This window comes from Thiothrix sp., from assembly GCF_028714775.1.
Taxonomy (GTDB): Bacteria; Pseudomonadota; Gammaproteobacteria; order Thiotrichales; family Thiotrichaceae; genus Thiothrix.
This window is the reverse complement of record NZ_JAQTLS010000007.1, coordinates 68,593-84,823: the sequence shown is the minus strand read 5'-3', so window position 1 is coordinate 84,823 and position 16,231 is coordinate 68,593. Positions and strand designations below refer to the sequence as shown.

The 16,231-nt window shown below is 44.6% G+C and carries 13 protein-coding genes and 1 pseudogene; all 14 read right to left on the bottom strand.

What is annotated here, in order from left to right:
• Window positions 1-127 precede the first annotated feature (127 nt).
• The 14 genes and pseudogenes from PHE17_RS07950 to PHE17_RS07880 all read right to left on the bottom strand — a co-directional run bounded on the left by PHE17_RS07950 (window position 128) and on the right by PHE17_RS07880 (window position 16,091).
• Window positions 128-988: an IS3 family transposase gene (locus PHE17_RS07950; protein ID WP_301015291.1), complete on the bottom strand. Its 861-nt coding sequence runs from the start codon at window positions 986-988 to the stop codon at window positions 128-130.
• Window positions 985-1,212 (bottom strand): hypothetical protein, encoded by a 228-nt coding sequence (locus PHE17_RS07945; RefSeq protein WP_301015290.1) that lies wholly within the window; start codon window positions 1,210-1,212, stop codon window positions 985-987. The genes PHE17_RS07950 and PHE17_RS07945 overlap by 4 nt, the downstream gene beginning before the upstream one ends.
• Window positions 1,209-2,790 (bottom strand): annotated as a pseudogene (locus tag PHE17_RS07940) (IS3 family transposase). Before PHE17_RS07940 ends, PHE17_RS07945 begins: the two are co-directional and overlap by 4 nt.
• 311 nt (window positions 2,791-3,101) lie before the next feature.
• Window positions 3,102-4,220 (bottom strand): glycosyltransferase family 4 protein, encoded by a 1,119-nt coding sequence (locus PHE17_RS07930; RefSeq protein WP_301015289.1) that lies wholly within the window; start codon window positions 4,218-4,220, stop codon window positions 3,102-3,104.
• 1,167 nt (window positions 4,221-5,387) lie between these two features.
• Entirely contained in the window at window positions 5,388-6,341 is a 954-nt protein-coding gene (locus PHE17_RS07925; RefSeq protein ID WP_301015288.1) for a glycosyltransferase, read from the bottom strand.
• Window positions 6,334-7,467, bottom strand: a complete 1,134-nt coding sequence (locus tag PHE17_RS07920) for a DegT/DnrJ/EryC1/StrS family aminotransferase (protein WP_301015419.1) — start codon at window positions 7,465-7,467, stop codon at window positions 6,334-6,336. Before PHE17_RS07920 ends, PHE17_RS07925 begins: the two co-directional genes overlap by 8 nt.
• Window positions 7,464-8,228: a glucose-1-phosphate cytidylyltransferase gene (gene rfbF, locus PHE17_RS07915; protein ID WP_301015287.1), complete on the bottom strand. Its 765-nt coding sequence runs from the start codon at window positions 8,226-8,228 to the stop codon at window positions 7,464-7,466. The genes PHE17_RS07920 and rfbF overlap by 4 nt, the downstream gene beginning before the upstream one ends.
• Window positions 8,225-8,659, bottom strand: coding sequence for a dTDP-4-dehydrorhamnose 3,5-epimerase (locus tag PHE17_RS07910; protein ID WP_301015286.1), 435 nt, complete (start codon window positions 8,657-8,659; stop codon window positions 8,225-8,227). Before PHE17_RS07910 ends, rfbF begins: the two co-directional genes overlap by 4 nt.
• On the bottom strand, window positions 8,647-9,741 hold the full coding sequence (gene rfbG, locus PHE17_RS07905) for a CDP-glucose 4,6-dehydratase (RefSeq protein WP_301015285.1): 1,095 nt from the start codon (window positions 9,739-9,741) through the stop codon (window positions 8,647-8,649). The genes PHE17_RS07910 and rfbG overlap by 13 nt, the downstream gene beginning before the upstream one ends.
• A gap of 6 nt (window positions 9,742-9,747) precedes the next feature.
• Window positions 9,748-11,082, bottom strand: a complete 1,335-nt coding sequence (locus tag PHE17_RS07900) for a DegT/DnrJ/EryC1/StrS family aminotransferase (protein ID WP_301015283.1) — start codon at window positions 11,080-11,082, stop codon at window positions 9,748-9,750.
• Window positions 11,055-12,935 carry a TIGR04326 family surface carbohydrate biosynthesis protein gene (locus PHE17_RS07895; protein ID WP_301015282.1) on the bottom strand — a complete coding sequence of 627 codons (1,881 nt, stop codon included), beginning with the start codon at window positions 12,933-12,935 and terminating at the stop codon, window positions 11,055-11,057. Before PHE17_RS07895 ends, PHE17_RS07900 begins: the two co-directional genes overlap by 28 nt.
• A gap of 116 nt (window positions 12,936-13,051) precedes the next feature.
• Complete coding sequence (locus tag PHE17_RS07890) at window positions 13,052-14,584, bottom strand: N-acetylneuraminate synthase family protein (protein WP_301015281.1); 1,533 nt, start codon at window positions 14,582-14,584, stop codon at window positions 13,052-13,054.
• Complete coding sequence (locus PHE17_RS07885) at window positions 14,571-15,275, bottom strand: inositol monophosphatase family protein (RefSeq protein ID WP_301015280.1); 705 nt, start codon at window positions 15,273-15,275, stop codon at window positions 14,571-14,573. Before PHE17_RS07885 ends, PHE17_RS07890 begins: the two co-directional genes overlap by 14 nt.
• A gap of 105 nt (window positions 15,276-15,380) precedes the next feature.
• Window positions 15,381-16,091, bottom strand: coding sequence for an acylneuraminate cytidylyltransferase family protein (locus tag PHE17_RS07880; protein WP_301015279.1), 711 nt, complete (start codon window positions 16,089-16,091; stop codon window positions 15,381-15,383).
• Between the last annotated feature and the right edge of the window lie 140 nt (window positions 16,092-16,231).

Sequence of the window (16,231 nt, the reverse complement as noted above, 5' to 3'; positions counted from 1 at the left end):
TTGAAGAGAAACCGTCATCCGCAACACAGAGGAAAAACACACATGACGAAGACAACAGCCCACCAACAGGATGCCTTACACACCAGCATTATCAGCATGTAATGGTCAAGTAAATTAGGACGATGCTTTAAGCCTGTTTCAAAAAACGTTGTTCATATTGGTTAGGAGCCATTGCGCCGACAGCGGAATGGATACGTTTAGTGTTGTAAAAGTGGATATACTTTTTCACCGCCCATGTGAGTTCGTCCGCTGTTTGATAACGGTCACGGCTGATCGCTTCGACTTTCAAGCTTCTGAAAAACCGTTCCATCACGGCATTATCCCAGCAGTTGCCGCGTCGGCTCATGCTGGCTTTGATACCAAGTTCGGTAAGCCGGTCTTGGTAAGCATGGCTGGTATACTGGCAACCTTGATCGGAATGGAATAGCACCTCAGTGGAGGCATCCACCCGGCGTAATATCACCGCTTGATCCAGTGCAGCGAGTATCAACGCGGTGTCGGGTGACCCAGACAGATGCCAGCCCACGACTTTGCGTGAGAATAAATCCAACACCACTGCCAGATACATCCAGCCGGTCGCCGTCCACAAATACGTGATGTCACCCACCCACTTTTGGTTGGGTGCGCTGGCTTCAAATTCACGGTTGAGGTGGTTGTCTGCCACACGGGATACCTCGCCTGCCGGGTAGCGATGGCGTTTCTTGGGGTAGATCGCCACCACACCGGCTTCTTGCATCAGACGCTGGGCTTGATAACGTCCTACGGCTAACCCTTTTTCCTTCAGCGCATCCGACATCCGGCGGCTACCGTAAGTTTGCTCAACCTCGGCATGGATGGCTTTGATCTGTACTTGCAGGTGAATACGCGCCGCCGTCGGTTCACGGTGAGCTTGCCAGTAGTAGTAACCGCTTTTATGCACGTCCAATACGTCGCACAGTTGAGTAACCGGGTATGCCTTCTTTAGCGTGTCAATGAGTCCGTAGCTCATGACATTTCCTTGGCAAAGAAGGCACTGGCTTTTTTTAAGATTTCCCGCTCCGTCTCCAATTGTTTAATCCGTTGTTTTAACTGTTGAATTTCCCGATGTTCCTCGGTCAGTGCCGGTTTGTCAGGGCGTGCAGTACCTGCCTTTTCAGCCAGATATTGCTCTTTCCAGCGCTTCACCGAGGTTTCGCCTGCGGTGTTTTTCAAGGTAGTTGTCGCAAAAATCATGCTGCGTCCCTCAAGTTTTTCCGGTCTGGTTTGTCGGGGTTGAGGGTGACGGCAGCAATGGGGGTCCAGTTCCGGGTATCGCCCGACCAGCGTTCAGGATGTTTGGCTTTGGCAGCGGCATAGACTTCCACCCGCTTGGCAAGGATGGCCTTGTCCTCCCCGTGGTGGCGTTGTGCTGGGGTGACAAAGCGGATTTTGCTGTGCTGGTGTCCGTGGTTGTACCACTGCATGAACTGTTGTACCCAGTCGCGGGCTTCTTCGAGTGTGGCGAAGCCCTTGGCAGGCCAAGCGGGTGCGTATTTGAGGGTGCGGAAGAAGGATTCTACATAGGCGTTGTCGTCACTGACGCGCGGGCGGCTGAAGGATTGGTTCAAACCCAATTCGTCGAGCTTGGCGCGGAAAGTCTGGGCTTTCATGATGCTGCCATTGTCGTTGTGCAGGACGGGTTTGGCTTTGCCATGCAGCTTTTCACGCCATACTGCCTTTTCCAGCAGTTCGGCGGCGAGTTCGCCAGTTCCAGCAGTTCGGCGGCGAGTTCGCCAGATTCGCGCTCGTGGACTTCCCAGACGATGCCATAACGGCTGTAGAGGTCTTCGACCAGATACAGGTAAAAGAAACGCCTGGTGATGGTGCTGGGTAACCACGTCACATCCCATGTCCAGACTTGGTTCGGGGCGGTGGCGGTGTGGGTGACGGGTTGACGCTTGGCTTGCGGGGCTTTGGCATGACCCCGGTGGTGCAGTTGGCTGTGGGCTTTCAAGGTGCGGTAGAAGGTGGATTCGCTGGCAATATAGCGGCCTTCATCCGCCAGTTTCGGCACGATTTGGGATGGTGGCAGGCTAGCATATTCGGGTTGGTTGCAGACCTCCAGCAGTTCCTGACGTTCTGTTTCACTGAGTTTGTTGGGAGGGGCAGGACGTTTGGCAAGTGGGCGTTGGTCAACCCGCACCTGATTTTCACCTTGGGGACGCCAACGTTGCAGGGTGCGCACATTGATCCCAACCACTTGGCAGGCGGGGCTGCGCCTTGCTCCAGTAGCTACGGCCTCATCCACCAGATTGACCACGGTTTCGCGCTGTTGGGGTGTGGTCATCATTCCGCGTCCTCCCACAGCGCATTGAACTTTTTTTGCAATATCAACAAGGCAGCACTTTCTGCCAAGGCTTTTTCCTTGCGCCGCAGGTCTTTCTCCAGTTGGCGGATTTGCTTGCGGGCGTGCTTCAGGGAGTCACTTCCAGTCTGCTCGCCAGTACCCGCACCAGCAATACAGGCTTGTTTCCAGCGGGCTACCTGTTCAGGGTATAAACCCTTGCTGCGGCAATATTCGCCCACTTCACTGGCGTTCATTCCGGCGGTTTCCAGCACGACGGCAAACTTGGCTTCACCACTCCAGCTTTCAGGGCTGGCTTTTCCACTTCCCGGCACGGCGTGTCCTTCCTCTCTGGCTTGTTTCAGCCAATTGTACAACGTGGCTTCGCTGATGCCTTCGGCTTGGGCAATTTCTGGTATTGGGCGGTTGTGCGGGGGCAATAGCTTGTTCAGCACAGTGGCTTTGCGTTCAGCAGCATAACGCGGCATGTTTTTGTCCATTCCGTCCCCAATTGTCAAAATCAAAAAAGGCGACAACTAGCCTGACATAGGGGGCCGTCACCCTCAACCCCGACAAACCAGACCGGAAAAACTTGAGGGACGCAGCATGATTTTTGCGACAACTACCTTGAAAAACACCGCATCAAATACCTGCCAAAGATGCCCGACGAAAAGGAACACCAGTATTTGTATGTCGCCATCGACCGTGCCAGCCGCATGGTGTGCCTTGCCATCTACCCTGACATAGGGGGGAATGGCATGGAAAAAAACCAGATTTGTTTAAAAAGAAAGTATGCGATCTATCGGGGCTTGACAGGTAGATCACCCTTATATATCCCATCATAGATAGATGCCGTTTGACTCCATGAATATCGACTCTCTATAATTTGTTTAAAATTAATCAATTTATCGCTTGATAAAGGCTGATTAACTAAATTTAGAATTTTTTCAGCCAGATCGTCAACCGTCCCCGTCTTGAAGAAACATTTATCGGGTAAGAAATCAAACTGCCGTAAAGCATCGATATCGCTCAACAAAACTTGACATTGATTATAAATTGCCTCGAGAACAACAACGCCGAAAGCCTCAAATTTTGACGGAAGTATAAAAAGTCTAGAGCTGCTGTAAATGATAGGTAAATAGCTATTGTCAATTTCGCCACTTAAGATAACCTTTCCATGTAAATTCTTGATGGAGACTTTTATTAATTCAATATATGGCCCATTATCATCATTAATATTGCCAACAATTACTAGATGCAAATCCTCATCAATAGCACTGACATGTTTGAAGGCATCTATTAGTGTTAATAGGTCTTTTTCAGGAGTTATCCTGCCAACAAAGAGTAAGAATTTCTTTTTGAGAAAATGATCAAATAGATTTTCTTTCGCTATAGCGCGTTTATTGCCTGCCATGCTCACGCCATTGTATGAAATAATTGAATTTTTGTTATATTTAATCAATATTCTTTTCTGAATCAATGGTGAGACAACCGTTATTAAATTGGCTTTTGAACCACAATATTCAGATAGGAGCAAAACTGCTTTGGCTATTCGCCCCCATTTCGGATAAAGGTAATCCATGGAGTGCTGCGTATAAATAACTTTTATGGAAGAAATTCTTATTAGTGGAATAATCAATGCTGAATTTAGTCCTTGAATATGCACTGCATCAGGTCTCGAAAAAAATATATAAATTAAGGAGGAAATAGCATAGGTTATTTTTTCAAATTTAATGCCTTTAAGTGCGGGCATTTTAATGAATCTGATGTTGTTCCATTTTTTATACTTTGGTTGTCTACTTGTCAAAACGGTAATATTTATATTGTTGGCGAGTAATGGATAAACCTCCTCACAATGTTTTTCAATTCCACCCTGCACTCCAGGAAATGACCTAGCTCCGATAACAAATAAATTCATGCTTCATACCTTCAATCGTTTAATGTAAACCATCAGCATTAGAAAGATAATGGTGGATGTGGGATAGATTATTGTTGGATAGTGCATAGATAATATTAAAAGCAAGAAGAAAGAGAATGTTACATATTTGTTTGCTGCTGTTTTATTAATGTAGGATATCATTAGTAAAAGCAGTATCAGAAAAAAAATCCCAAAGTGACCAAGAATGTAAATGAGTCCAAAATCGATTTCAATGTTTCTTTGGTCATCAATTCCGAAAATGAAGTCGAAAAATGTCAAATTATCAATATATGTTCCGAGAATTGAATGAAAGAAGTAGTCAAATGATGATGCAAAATACTCATAACTCAACTTGTTGCTGAATGTACCAAATAAATCAGAATAAGTCGAATAAAAAATATAAAGTGCTATAAAAAAAACAATGGATGCCATTGTCGCAATGATTATATTTCCCGCCACTAGAAGCAAAGGAAATAAAATCAGGCCGAGATAACCGGTACCCGTTTTCTGAAAGTAAACAGATAAAACAATCAATGATAAATAAAGCAAGCTGCTACGTATATTTGATCTTATTTTATTTATGTCTATCAAATAAAGCCTAAGTGCGTAACAATATAACAAGATCGCAATATTAATGCTTGGTTGACCGAAGAGCCCAGATGGTCTGTTTGAGTAGTCATGCCCAAGTTCATTTCTATATATTAACTGCCAATTATCTGGAATGTCTGTATATAAAACAACATGACCCCAAGATATTGATAAAAAAGAAATCCAGATTATATAGTTAATAAAGCTCGGAAAATAGTTTATTAAAAATGACTCATAGTTTGTTATCAACAAATAAGAAAAGAGAAATAGCAGGTAGCCGAATGCAAATGCTATTGCATGTGAGTAATCAACGTTGCCATACATTAAAGATTTATAGTATAAAGACATTAGTAATGAGGTCAATATAGGTATGACTAAAACCCATGCATTTGCCTTATTTGAATTCGAGGCATATCTTTTGTTAAATATTAGGATTAGTGAAAAAAACAAAACAATAATCAAGAAATTTACTATGATGTGCAATCTATTTGAAATAGCATTCATCAAAGGAATACTGAATAGCAGAGTAAAGGGGAAAATGTTATTTCCTAGTAATATTGTCTTTTTCATTTGCTTCATTTATTTTATGTACTTTATTCGGCATAAAAGCGGATATAGTACTTTGAAATCAAAAAACATTGCCAAATAAGTTATAAAATACTTCAATTTTCGAGTCTTGATTTTTTTTATTGCATTTCTAGATGTTAGATTGTCTCCTTCTTTCCAAGAAACCAGGGAATATTGAAATGTATTTAAATCTTTAATTGAATTAATTTCTTTTTGAAATTTAATTTTTTCATCGCTCGAAAAAAAAATTTGCAGAAAAATATTTCTTTCATTAATGAATTCATTGTAATGTTTCCATGTGTTGCTTTTATCATGCACTCGCCAGAAGGCTAATTTTCTATCTATATATTTTGCTGTAAAGCTTTTTAGAATTCTTAAAAAGAAATCGTACTCCTCGATAAATCGAAAACGCTCATTAAACTTTATGCCTTTTTTAATAATGCAATCTTTTCTAAACATTACTGCTGGTATATATAAATCATAAGAGCTTAAGGTTTTTCTGAATATGTTTCCACTTGGTTTTCTTTTTTTATAAAAAGAAGTTTTGACGCATCCATTATGATCGATTCTGGCACCATTGCAATAAACCAAACCCAGGCTTTTATCTTTCTGGAATTCTATGACCTGTAATTCGATTTTTCTGCTTGCGATAACGTCGTCACAGTCTAGGAATGAGATGTATTCGCCATTAGCTTTTTCCATGGCCAAATTCCTTGCCTCTCCCAAAGTTGTATGACTCTGAGAAAGAAAGTATTTAATTCTATCATCTTTGATTGACTTCACTATTTCTTGACTTTTATCGGATGATTGGTTATCCCAAAAAATTATCTCCAAATTCTGGTAAGTTTGAGCCAATACGCTATCAATCGCTTCCTGGAGATATTTCTCACTGTTATAGCAATTCATGATAACGCTGATCAGTGGCTGAGAGATTTCCCCGCTATCTGATGAGTTTGATTTAATCACGAAGCAAAGCCTTTAATTCTGTGCATATAAACTCCACCATTTGGTCAGTTAGATCGGGATGCAGCGGCAAGGACAGTAGATGTGGGAACACCATTTCCGTTTGAATCAACGACGTATTATGCGCCGCATGACGATACATATTCAGAACATGGTTGGGCTGATAGTGAATACCTGTATGGATCCCCTTTGATGCTAGTTGAGTCCGAATGGATTCACGGTCATTAGCCCCCTGAATTTGAGTCACATAGATATGTGGCACGACCTGCTGATAATCATTTTGCAGTAATTTCAATTTGGGATTGCTGCTTAATAAATTATCGTAACGCCATGCCAGTTGTTTCCTCTTGGCTGCCAGTTCGGTAAAGTGCTTCAATTGTTCAATTCCAATCGCTGCCATTATGTTACTCATGTGGTAACGCCAACCTTGCGCAGTCACATCAAATTCCCAACTCCGCTGGTCTGCGTAGCGTTTTTCTGTGTCTTTTTCGACACCGAGTAAGCGTGCATCTTGAACTCGCCGTAGCACGTCAGGGTCATCGGTGACAATACAGCCACCTTCGCCACTGGTGATGTTCTTGATGCCATCGAAGCTGAAACAGGCAACATCACCAAATCCGCCGACACGCTTACCTTGATAGGTAGTTCCAAAAGCGTGTGCGGCGTCTTCGATGACGCGCAATCCATGTTGGCGAGCAAAGGCATAAATTTCGTCCAATGCCCCTACACCACCGCTGTAATGCACGGGCATTACAGCTTTTGTCCTAGACGTCAGGCGCTTTTCAGCATCGCGCCAGTCAAGTGTAAGAGTCGATGGATCAATATCGCAGGCAACAGGGGTTGCTCCGGTCGCCGATATCGCCTGAAAACTGGCGACATAAGTTAGGGATTGAACCAATACCTCATCCCCTTGCCCGATTCCGCAGGCATACAGTGCCAGATGCAACGCGGCTGTCCCATTTACAACGCACACGGCCGGACGCCCAAAAAATGTAGTCAGATCCTCCTCAAACTGCTTAACCTCGACACCCATTCCCAGATATTCTCGATCCAGCACCCCCATTACAGCACGCTTCTCGGCTTCGCCAATACATGATTTGGATAAGCGAATCATTTTTTCGGGGTTCATACTTTCCACGCTGCTTCCCCGCTTTGCCAGAGTTCTTCCAGTGAATCGCGATCCCGCTTGGTATCCATGCACTGCCAGAAACCCTTATGGCGATATGCCATCAACTCACCCATTCGTGCCACCTGCTCCAGCGGTTCACGTTCCAAAATAGTGCTATCTCCGGCAATCAGATCGAAGAATTTGGGCTGGATGACGAAATAGCCACCGTTGATCCAGCCTTGACCCATCTGTGGCTTTTCCCGAAAGCTTCTCACTTGATCAGATTCAATCATCAACTCGCCAAATCGAGCACTCGGGCGGACGGCGGTTACCGTCACCATCTTTCCGTGACTATGGTGAAATGCGAGCAATGCATCCAGATCTATATCGGCAAGACCATCGCCATAGGTGAGCATGAAAGGTTCATTACCGATGAAGGATTGCAGACGCTTAACTCGTCCGCCCGTCATCGATTCCAAACCAGTATGCACCAGTGTTACCCGCCAATCTGCACCATCGGTTTGTTGAGGTGAAACAGCACCAGTGGCCAGATCCACCGTAAAGTCGGCGTTGAGCGAATGGTAATGGAGGAAATACTCCTTGATCAACTCGGCCTTGTAGCCTAGAGCCAGATAAAAATTCTTATGACCAAAATGGGCGTAGATCCGCATGATGTGCCACAGAATCGGGCGTCCGCCCACTGTGACCATGGGTTTGGGGATGGTCTCGGTGTATTCAGAGAGCCGCGTGCCAAAGCCCCCTGCCAACAAAACAACTTTCATTTCATGTGCTCCCAATTGAAGTGGATTTCGTCCAGACTTTTACGCTCAATCTCGACCGGATCGTGGGGAATATCCGCAATATTCATCAACATACTGTAGGGCGCAGTCAAGCCCTTAAAACCAAACCAGATACCTGGCGGCACTGTCAGTCGAACATACCGATCCATTCCTGTCACTTCTTCGCGCAGCCCACCCTGATCGTCCATGAAAACAAACCTTACCATTCCAATAGGAACGACAAAGTTGAGCGTCATCCGCAAATGCCTCTTCCATGCTTTGATGGCATCCACTTCGATCATGGAGAAATAGGCTTCACCAAAATCAACAAAGCCAGGTTCGTCGCGTTTCATCCCGTGTAATACATCCCCTCCGGCGAGCGAAATGCGCTTTAATGGCGTCACTTTGATTTGAGCCACACTTACTGTGCCCATGTAACCCCCCGCGTTTTTGCTGCTTGGACATAGGCCGCGATTTGTGCAAGTGAAAAATCAGTGATGGATTTTCTAGGTTGTTCGTAATACTGACGATACCAAAGCGCTGTTTCGCGCACGGTTGCCTTGAAATCCCAAATGGCTCGCCAACCGAGGTGGTGTAGAGCCTTATCGCAGTTGAGCTTCAAAAGGCCGGACTCATAAGGTCCTCCATATTGAGCGGAGACATCCTCCCAACGCACCCGATCCCAATGTTCGGTCATGGCTGACACCAGCTCGCCAACGGAATGATTCTGTTGCGCCGCCGGACCGAAGTTGAAAGGTTCGCCATGTAAATTGGTACTAGTTTTCAACGCCATCGCCAAGGTCAAATAGCCGCTCAACGGTTCCAGAACGTGCTGCCATGGGCGGGTAGCCAGCGGATTACGCAAAGGGACAGTCTCTCTCTGCGACCAAGCCCGCATACAGTCCGGCACAATACGATCCTCTGCCCAGTCGCCACCGCCAATCACATTACCGGCACGACCAACTCCAATCCGCACCGCGCCATCAGATGGGAAGAACGATCTCACATACGAGCGAATCGCCAACTCTGCGGCTCCTTTTGATGCACTATAGGGATCTGGTCCGCCCAAGGCATCGGTTTCGCGGTAGCCCCATACCCACTCCACATTGTCATAACACTTGTCGCTGGTGATTAACACTGCAATACATGGTTGCTTGAGAGTTCGTAAAGCCTCTAGCACATTGATCGTCCCCAGTGCATTTGTCTGCCACGTATCTACGGGATCAGTGTATGAACGTCGCACCAATGCCTGTGCTGCCAAATGGAAAACAAAGTCCGGTTTTATTTCCTCGACCAGCACTTTTAATGCCGTACCATTGCATATATCCAAACGATGATCTTTTATCCGGGATGCCAGATTCGCCGCTGCAAAATGTGAGGGTTCTGATGGTACACCAAGAGAAACCCCGTGAACTTGTGCACCAAGCTGGGTCAACCATAGGGTCAACCACGCCCCCTTAAAACCGGTATGACCAGTTAGCAATATGCGAGTGCCGCTAAAAGAAGATAATTTCATAATAATTTAGATAATTGATAGTATTAATTTCGAGATAAGTATGTCAGAGTCTCTCGTATTAAAAATACAAGGAATATTGACCATTCTTGGTCCAATACTTTCGGAAATTGGACAGCTTCCTTTTTCATAGCCAAGATTTTGAAGTGGCGATTTTGTTGCGATGATGGGTGTCATAAACAAAGTCCAAGACACATGAATAAAACTTTTTATTCTTAGACGAATTTCGGCACCTTTGGGTTCTGACCAAGCGAAACGTAATGGTATAATTTCCAGTTTTTTATTCTTGTACGCCGCTGGCAAATAACATCTAGATGAACTTTGATTTATTATTTCAATAAGCCGTTTGAGGGTGTTTGCTCGCTCCAATGATGTTTTTGTCCAGCGCTTTACTTCAATGAGACCGATTGCCGCCAAAAAAGCTGGAAGCTTAGCTGGGTAAGGGTAAGTCGATTGAATTGTAGTACCAAAATCATCGGCAAGAAAATCCCCCTCAGCGTGAGTTATCTTTTTAGTGATTGAGAAAAAAAGATCAATCAAGCCTAGGCGACCAAGGCGTGCAGGTACACAATAACGCGCTTCGAGTAATAAACGCTGCCATAATTTATTTTGACGTTTAATAGAAAGATGTGGGCAGTTGACTTGTGCTGAGCGCAGCCGATTTGCCAACTCGGTATTTTTTGTGTATATTAAACCACCAGTCAAGGTACTTAACGGCTTGCTGTGATCGGTTGAGAACAATGCCGCATCCCCGAAGTTTCCAACTGCGATACCGTTAGCTTTTGAACCCAGCGTTAATGCGCAATCTTCAATCAAGAAAATTTCTTTTTCTTTTGCCAGACTAACAATCGGTTCAATGTCACAAGGGATACCAAAAGAATGCTGCGCAACAATTATTCGGGTTCTTGGCGTAATGCAAGCAGCTATAGCTTGACTTGAGGAACCGAATGTATCCGGATCAATATCTGCATAGATTGGCGTTGCCCCTGTACGCATTACGGCATTGACCATCACGGCACAAGTTGCCCCTAGGAGAATAACTTCGTCCTCTTTTGTGATCCCTTGCAAACGCATGATTTCGTAGAAGCCCATGCGGGCAGCGGCGTAAGCGATAGCTTCACCTGTGCCGATTAATTGTGCAAATTGTCGTTCAAAATCAGCAACGACTGTATCGTCCGTAATGCCAACAAGCTGACTGAGCTGATGCAGTTCGTTGGGTGTCAGATACGTATGTCCCTGAAAAAAACCAAAATACAGAGATTGGGTAGCTTGTCGGGCGCGGCTAACCACTTCGCGGATCAGATTAGTAATTGAATTCATGATTTCAGTAACAATTTCCGCCAATTTGGTAACTTAGCGTTGATCGTGAAATACGCAGGTTTATTTTCACTTTGCCGAATGCTGCTCGCCGTAGCCGTAGCCGCATTCAAAGCCGTTGCCAATTCTTTAGGAGTGCTTGCGAATAAAGCACCAGAACATCCTCGGAGTGGACTGAGATTGAGCGTATTTGGATCCAATACGGAAATAGTTGGCACACCTGCACAGAATGCGTCAACCGCCGATGTAGTAGCTGAACTTGTGTAAGCAACGTCACAATTTTTTAACAATTTTGAAACTGGCTCCATTGTAACCTGTATAGTAAGACTAGGGTAGTTGGTCGGTTCAATTGGACAATTCGGATGTGGCTTGACTACAATTTCCAACTGTCGTGTTATTAAAGGTACAGCTTGCTCTAACAGCTTCATCTGTAAAGAGGTGTTATTTGGCAGGTAGTCACCTAATACCAACAGGCGCGGCGGTTCATTTATCTTGATCGGCACTGAACTACTTTTCAATTCAGATTCTCCCAAGTGAAGATAGCGAAGTGCTTCAACATCAACCAAGTTTTTGACCGGATAGCCGCCGTGCAAGTAACTTTTTTTTGTTACGGGACCGTTACAGGCTATAATATCTGGCAGGGGTAGAGTATTTTTTCCTCCGCATGAGTAAGTCCTTTTATCAAAGAAATACCGTAAATCCCAATATCGAACAGTAGTATGGGGCATTCCTATCAATTGACCATGTCCAGAGGTTTTCCAAGCATATACGAGACCAAACTCCCATCCTTGGTTTTCTTGTAAGAATACACCTTGAGATTGCTTAGGTAGATTTTTCAGAGCCGACTCAAACAGGCAAAAGAATAGCAGGTTGCTTATGGCATTCATGCCGGAGATAGATGTATGCCACTCTTCTCGAAAAAGTGGCCAAAGATTGAGAGAATCTCCATGTGATTGATTAAGCTCAACACTCAAACTAGCACCTAGCTTAATTAACCTAAACCAGTCTTTCAGTGCCTTAATAATGACAGACCAGCTAATAAATGTATCTAAAGTCACGTGGCATTGCTGCCCCTGCGCTGTCTTGTTGAAAGCACGCAGTGCAGTCGCGGCATCTCTTGCAGTTGGTAGAAGCCCGTCTTTCACATAAAGATGTAACCAATTGGTTTGGCACGATTCGCGTTTAAGTACATCAGGCAAGTGAGTCCAATAACGATTCGCATAGTACCCCTCTTGAACGGCTTCAGGAACACAATTGTCAGAGTAACTGAAAAAAGTGACTCGCCCCGATGATAGTCGCCACTCATTTAAACCCACACCACGCAATGACCATCGATCAAGCAGATATTTAAGCAACCAAGCCCATGCCTGCATGACAGCAGGCAAGGTGGTGTAAGCTCGGCGGATACAGGACATCGTCACCGATGGCTTGGGCAAGCACTGCCATTCAAAGGTCACCCCCCTTTTCTCGCACCACCCGCGCAGGCACTCTGCTAAGGGCTGATTGGCACTGACCAGCGTGATACGCTCAAGCGAACGTCCGGTAGTCCAATCGGTAAATGCCAGCAAACGAATTGCGTCGTCGATCTGCGGCGATTTGCTGAAGTTGCATTTCTCTACCAGCAACGTCATCCACCAATAGCTGAGGCTTGGACGCAATTGCAAATGATCGACTAGGCAATCGCCATGCAGTCGTAATTCTCCGAGTTCATAGACCCAAGCAAGATAACGCGATCTGAGCGCATCATCGTTGTTCTCAATCAACTGAGGAATCGATATGACATTGCTCGATGCGTTCGTCGAAAAGCCACGCCAAAGGAATGTTGTGCAGTCATCGACAGGGGGCGTGCTTTCTGCGTCCCAGATAAGAAGGTTATTCATGCTGTTATTGTTTAAAGCACCCATAAAATCACGGATTTCACCGTCGAGTTAAAGATTAACACTTAGATTATCAATTATCCGCTTTCTCAATTTTGGAGATGGCTGCTAGAGGTAAGTTAATACTTATGATGCTCAGAATCAAAAATCTTCTTTATCTCCGAACCCACAATTCGCTGCGCACGCCGCACATCGGCCACAAATGTTGCAAACTGATTCATAGACAAATCCAGTGCAACTTCGTCAAAATGAGCCCACTGCACACCTCCCAGCTTTACATGCTTTTCGATCATCTTTGCACCAGCAGCGACAGCCATCTGCGAACACAGAGATCCAATGTCGTGACTTGAAAAGCCTGGAATGATCCGCGAATCCTTGGCTGACAAATCACGGTAATGACGGACAACACCAATTCCTACATCGTTTTCCGGTGTGGGATAAGCTGAGGTGCATTGAAGTAAATAAATTTCCTTTGCTTTCTTGAAGGAGTCTGCAATGAAGTCTTCATATTCAAGTCCAGTCATTCCCGTAGAAATAACCAAGCCATTAGTCCATTCTGCGCCAACCTTTTGCGAGTACATCTTCTTTTCTGAAATTGTAGATGGGAGCTTGATCAAAGCAGGGTTGAACTGCTTTATAAACTCAAATGACGGTTCGTCAAGAATAGATGCGAACCAACCGATCCCAATTTTCTTGCAAAATGAGTCTACCCATTCGAAGTCTTCCTTCGTCAGTTCAAGACCGTGCCGATATTCACGGAAAGTAGTGCCGAAGGGACTTTTAAAAGGTTTTGACAGCGTCTCCGCTTTGTAAAAACTTTCTACATTGCGCTTCTGGAGCTTAATGTAGTCTGCACCAGCCTCTTTCGTCAGTCGGATCATTGCTTTAAGCCTTTCCCTGTCTCCAAAGTGGTTCGTCGTGATTTCCGCCACCACTAGGACGTCCTGTTCCTTTTTTGCAGGTGGTGATACCACGACCAGAGAATTTACTTTAGCGGGTGCTGTCTCAAGTAACGCGTTGAATGCCTCCACTGTGAACAGAGAATAAGGCCGTGTGCCGATGTGAACAATATCGATGTTCAGTCGCACGCGTTCATTCAGGAGTTTTTCAAGGTAGGATTCTTGCAAGCGGACTAAATGATCCACATGCGCATCGTCCATACCATGTAAGCCATTTTCGATGCGTGTTGAAAAACCATTTTCCAGTGAGAAATCGAAACCGAGCAAAAAAACCCGTTTTCTTGAATCGAGTGCCTTAGCTGTTTCGTTAGCCACACGTAGGCAACTGATTATTGCGGTGTGCTCCAACCAGAGTGTTTCTTCATCGAAGAAGCGTTCAATGAAAAGTTCACTTTCCTCATCATAACGGGCGTACCGTGCTGGAAAAACCTCAACTCTACCTGATAAAGTACGATCGGTAACATACAAGCGACAACTGGGCGGGATATGGTCAAAACGATCCAATACCCAGCCGTGGTGAAAGACACCGATGTCCCCTTGGACAATCGACTCTGAATCGTTGACGTTGATGATGATCTTGTCACGGAGCGCGTTGGTGCGGACTGCATCGAGACTCGCTCCTTTGCCGATAATCACGATATCGGCGGCTTCCTTGCCTTGCGTAGCCGCTCGCAACATATCATGAATCTTCATTTTCAAAACTCCCTTGCTCAATGCGAACGCGATACTTCTTCGTTGGGAAAAGTATCTGCCCGCAGTAGGGTTCGTTATCGACCCATGTTCGACAACCTGCCTCTTTTGCAAGATTGAGCCCAGGAAGAATGTCCCAACAGTTCACACCTTTAATGTTCTCAAAAAGTTTAAACGCCCCCCGTGCTGCCATCAGTAGGTTGTACATGGCGCAACCGATAATTCTGAACTCAACGCCTTGCTGCCATTTCAGATTGGCAACATCTTCTGCAGTTAACGATGACGACAGCCCCACGATTCTCGATCGATACCGTTTTATGGGCATGCCTGTTGTTTGATATTCATCTAATTCTGGTAAAAAAATACATGATTCTTCGTGCCTACCATTTGTATAAATTGATAAACCAACACCCCACTCTTTGAGTCCAGAAACAAAGTTTTCCGTACCATCAATAGGATCAAGTACCACATAGCTGCCCAAAGAATCCCAAACATCGTCAAAAGGTTCCATCTCTTCAGAAATTAATAGATGATTTGGGAATTTTTTTTTGACCCATGATTCAACAATAGACTGTATCAATAGATCACCTTCGCTGACATAGCTATTATCCTCCTTCATTCGAAAACGATTTCGAGTATTTAAAATGCTGGGAAGCGAAGATGAAATTTGATTATATAAATCAAGTGTCTGCATATTTAAAGACCATGTCATATGAAGGAGATTAAAATAGTTGTAAGTATTGTGTGTTTAACAATCAGAACGTTAATTGTATGTTTTTACAAGTTAGGATGGCGAAATTTAGTGCGAATATTTGCGAATTAGTGGATAGTTTGAAGCCATTAACGCCTCGATCATTTGGAAATCCTCGATGCCATCAACGTCCATAGCACAAATCTTATGGATTGGCACTGCACGCACTCTGTCACCAAGAAACTTTTTACCTTTTGCAACATTGCGATACCAGAATATGTCGGTATGAAATACTTTGTATGTTGCTGGAAACTCTTGACGGCGGATCATTGAGCATCCACGATCGTCAAATCGTGGAACAAGGTAATCGTTTCGAATTTCATAAAGACGCGGCTCACCTTCGGTAACAAGACGAACAGAGTCAATAGAGTCTTCCAATTTAGACAAGCCCAATTTCAAGTCCTCGATTGATCGGAAGGGGAAGGTAGGTCTTAACCAAACAATTATATCAGGTGGGGTAGTGTTATTAAGTCTAAGCTTCATATCAATATCTTCTAGGATATGTTCTTCCATGCTGCTATCTTGTGCAGCATTGGCTCCACGTAGAAACGGAATCCAAGCACCATACCTTTTCCCAATATCTGCATATTCTTCAGAGTCGGTTGAAAGTAATACCTTTTCAAAAATACCAGATTCATTGGAAAAATTTATCGCATGTGCAATAAGAGGCTTGCCTGCCAATAAACGGATATTTTTTCCTGGGAAACCTTTGGATCCAGATCGGGCAGCAACAACAGCCCAGATGCGTGATTTACTCATTTATATTTCCATACTTCAGAGTTAAATTTGAATGATATTTCTGATTACTATTATGCTTGTTGGCTACGCAGCGCATCGCGGCATCTCACAAAAAAGCTGCCGTGTTACCTCGCGTTCTTTGACTATTGATACAACACTGG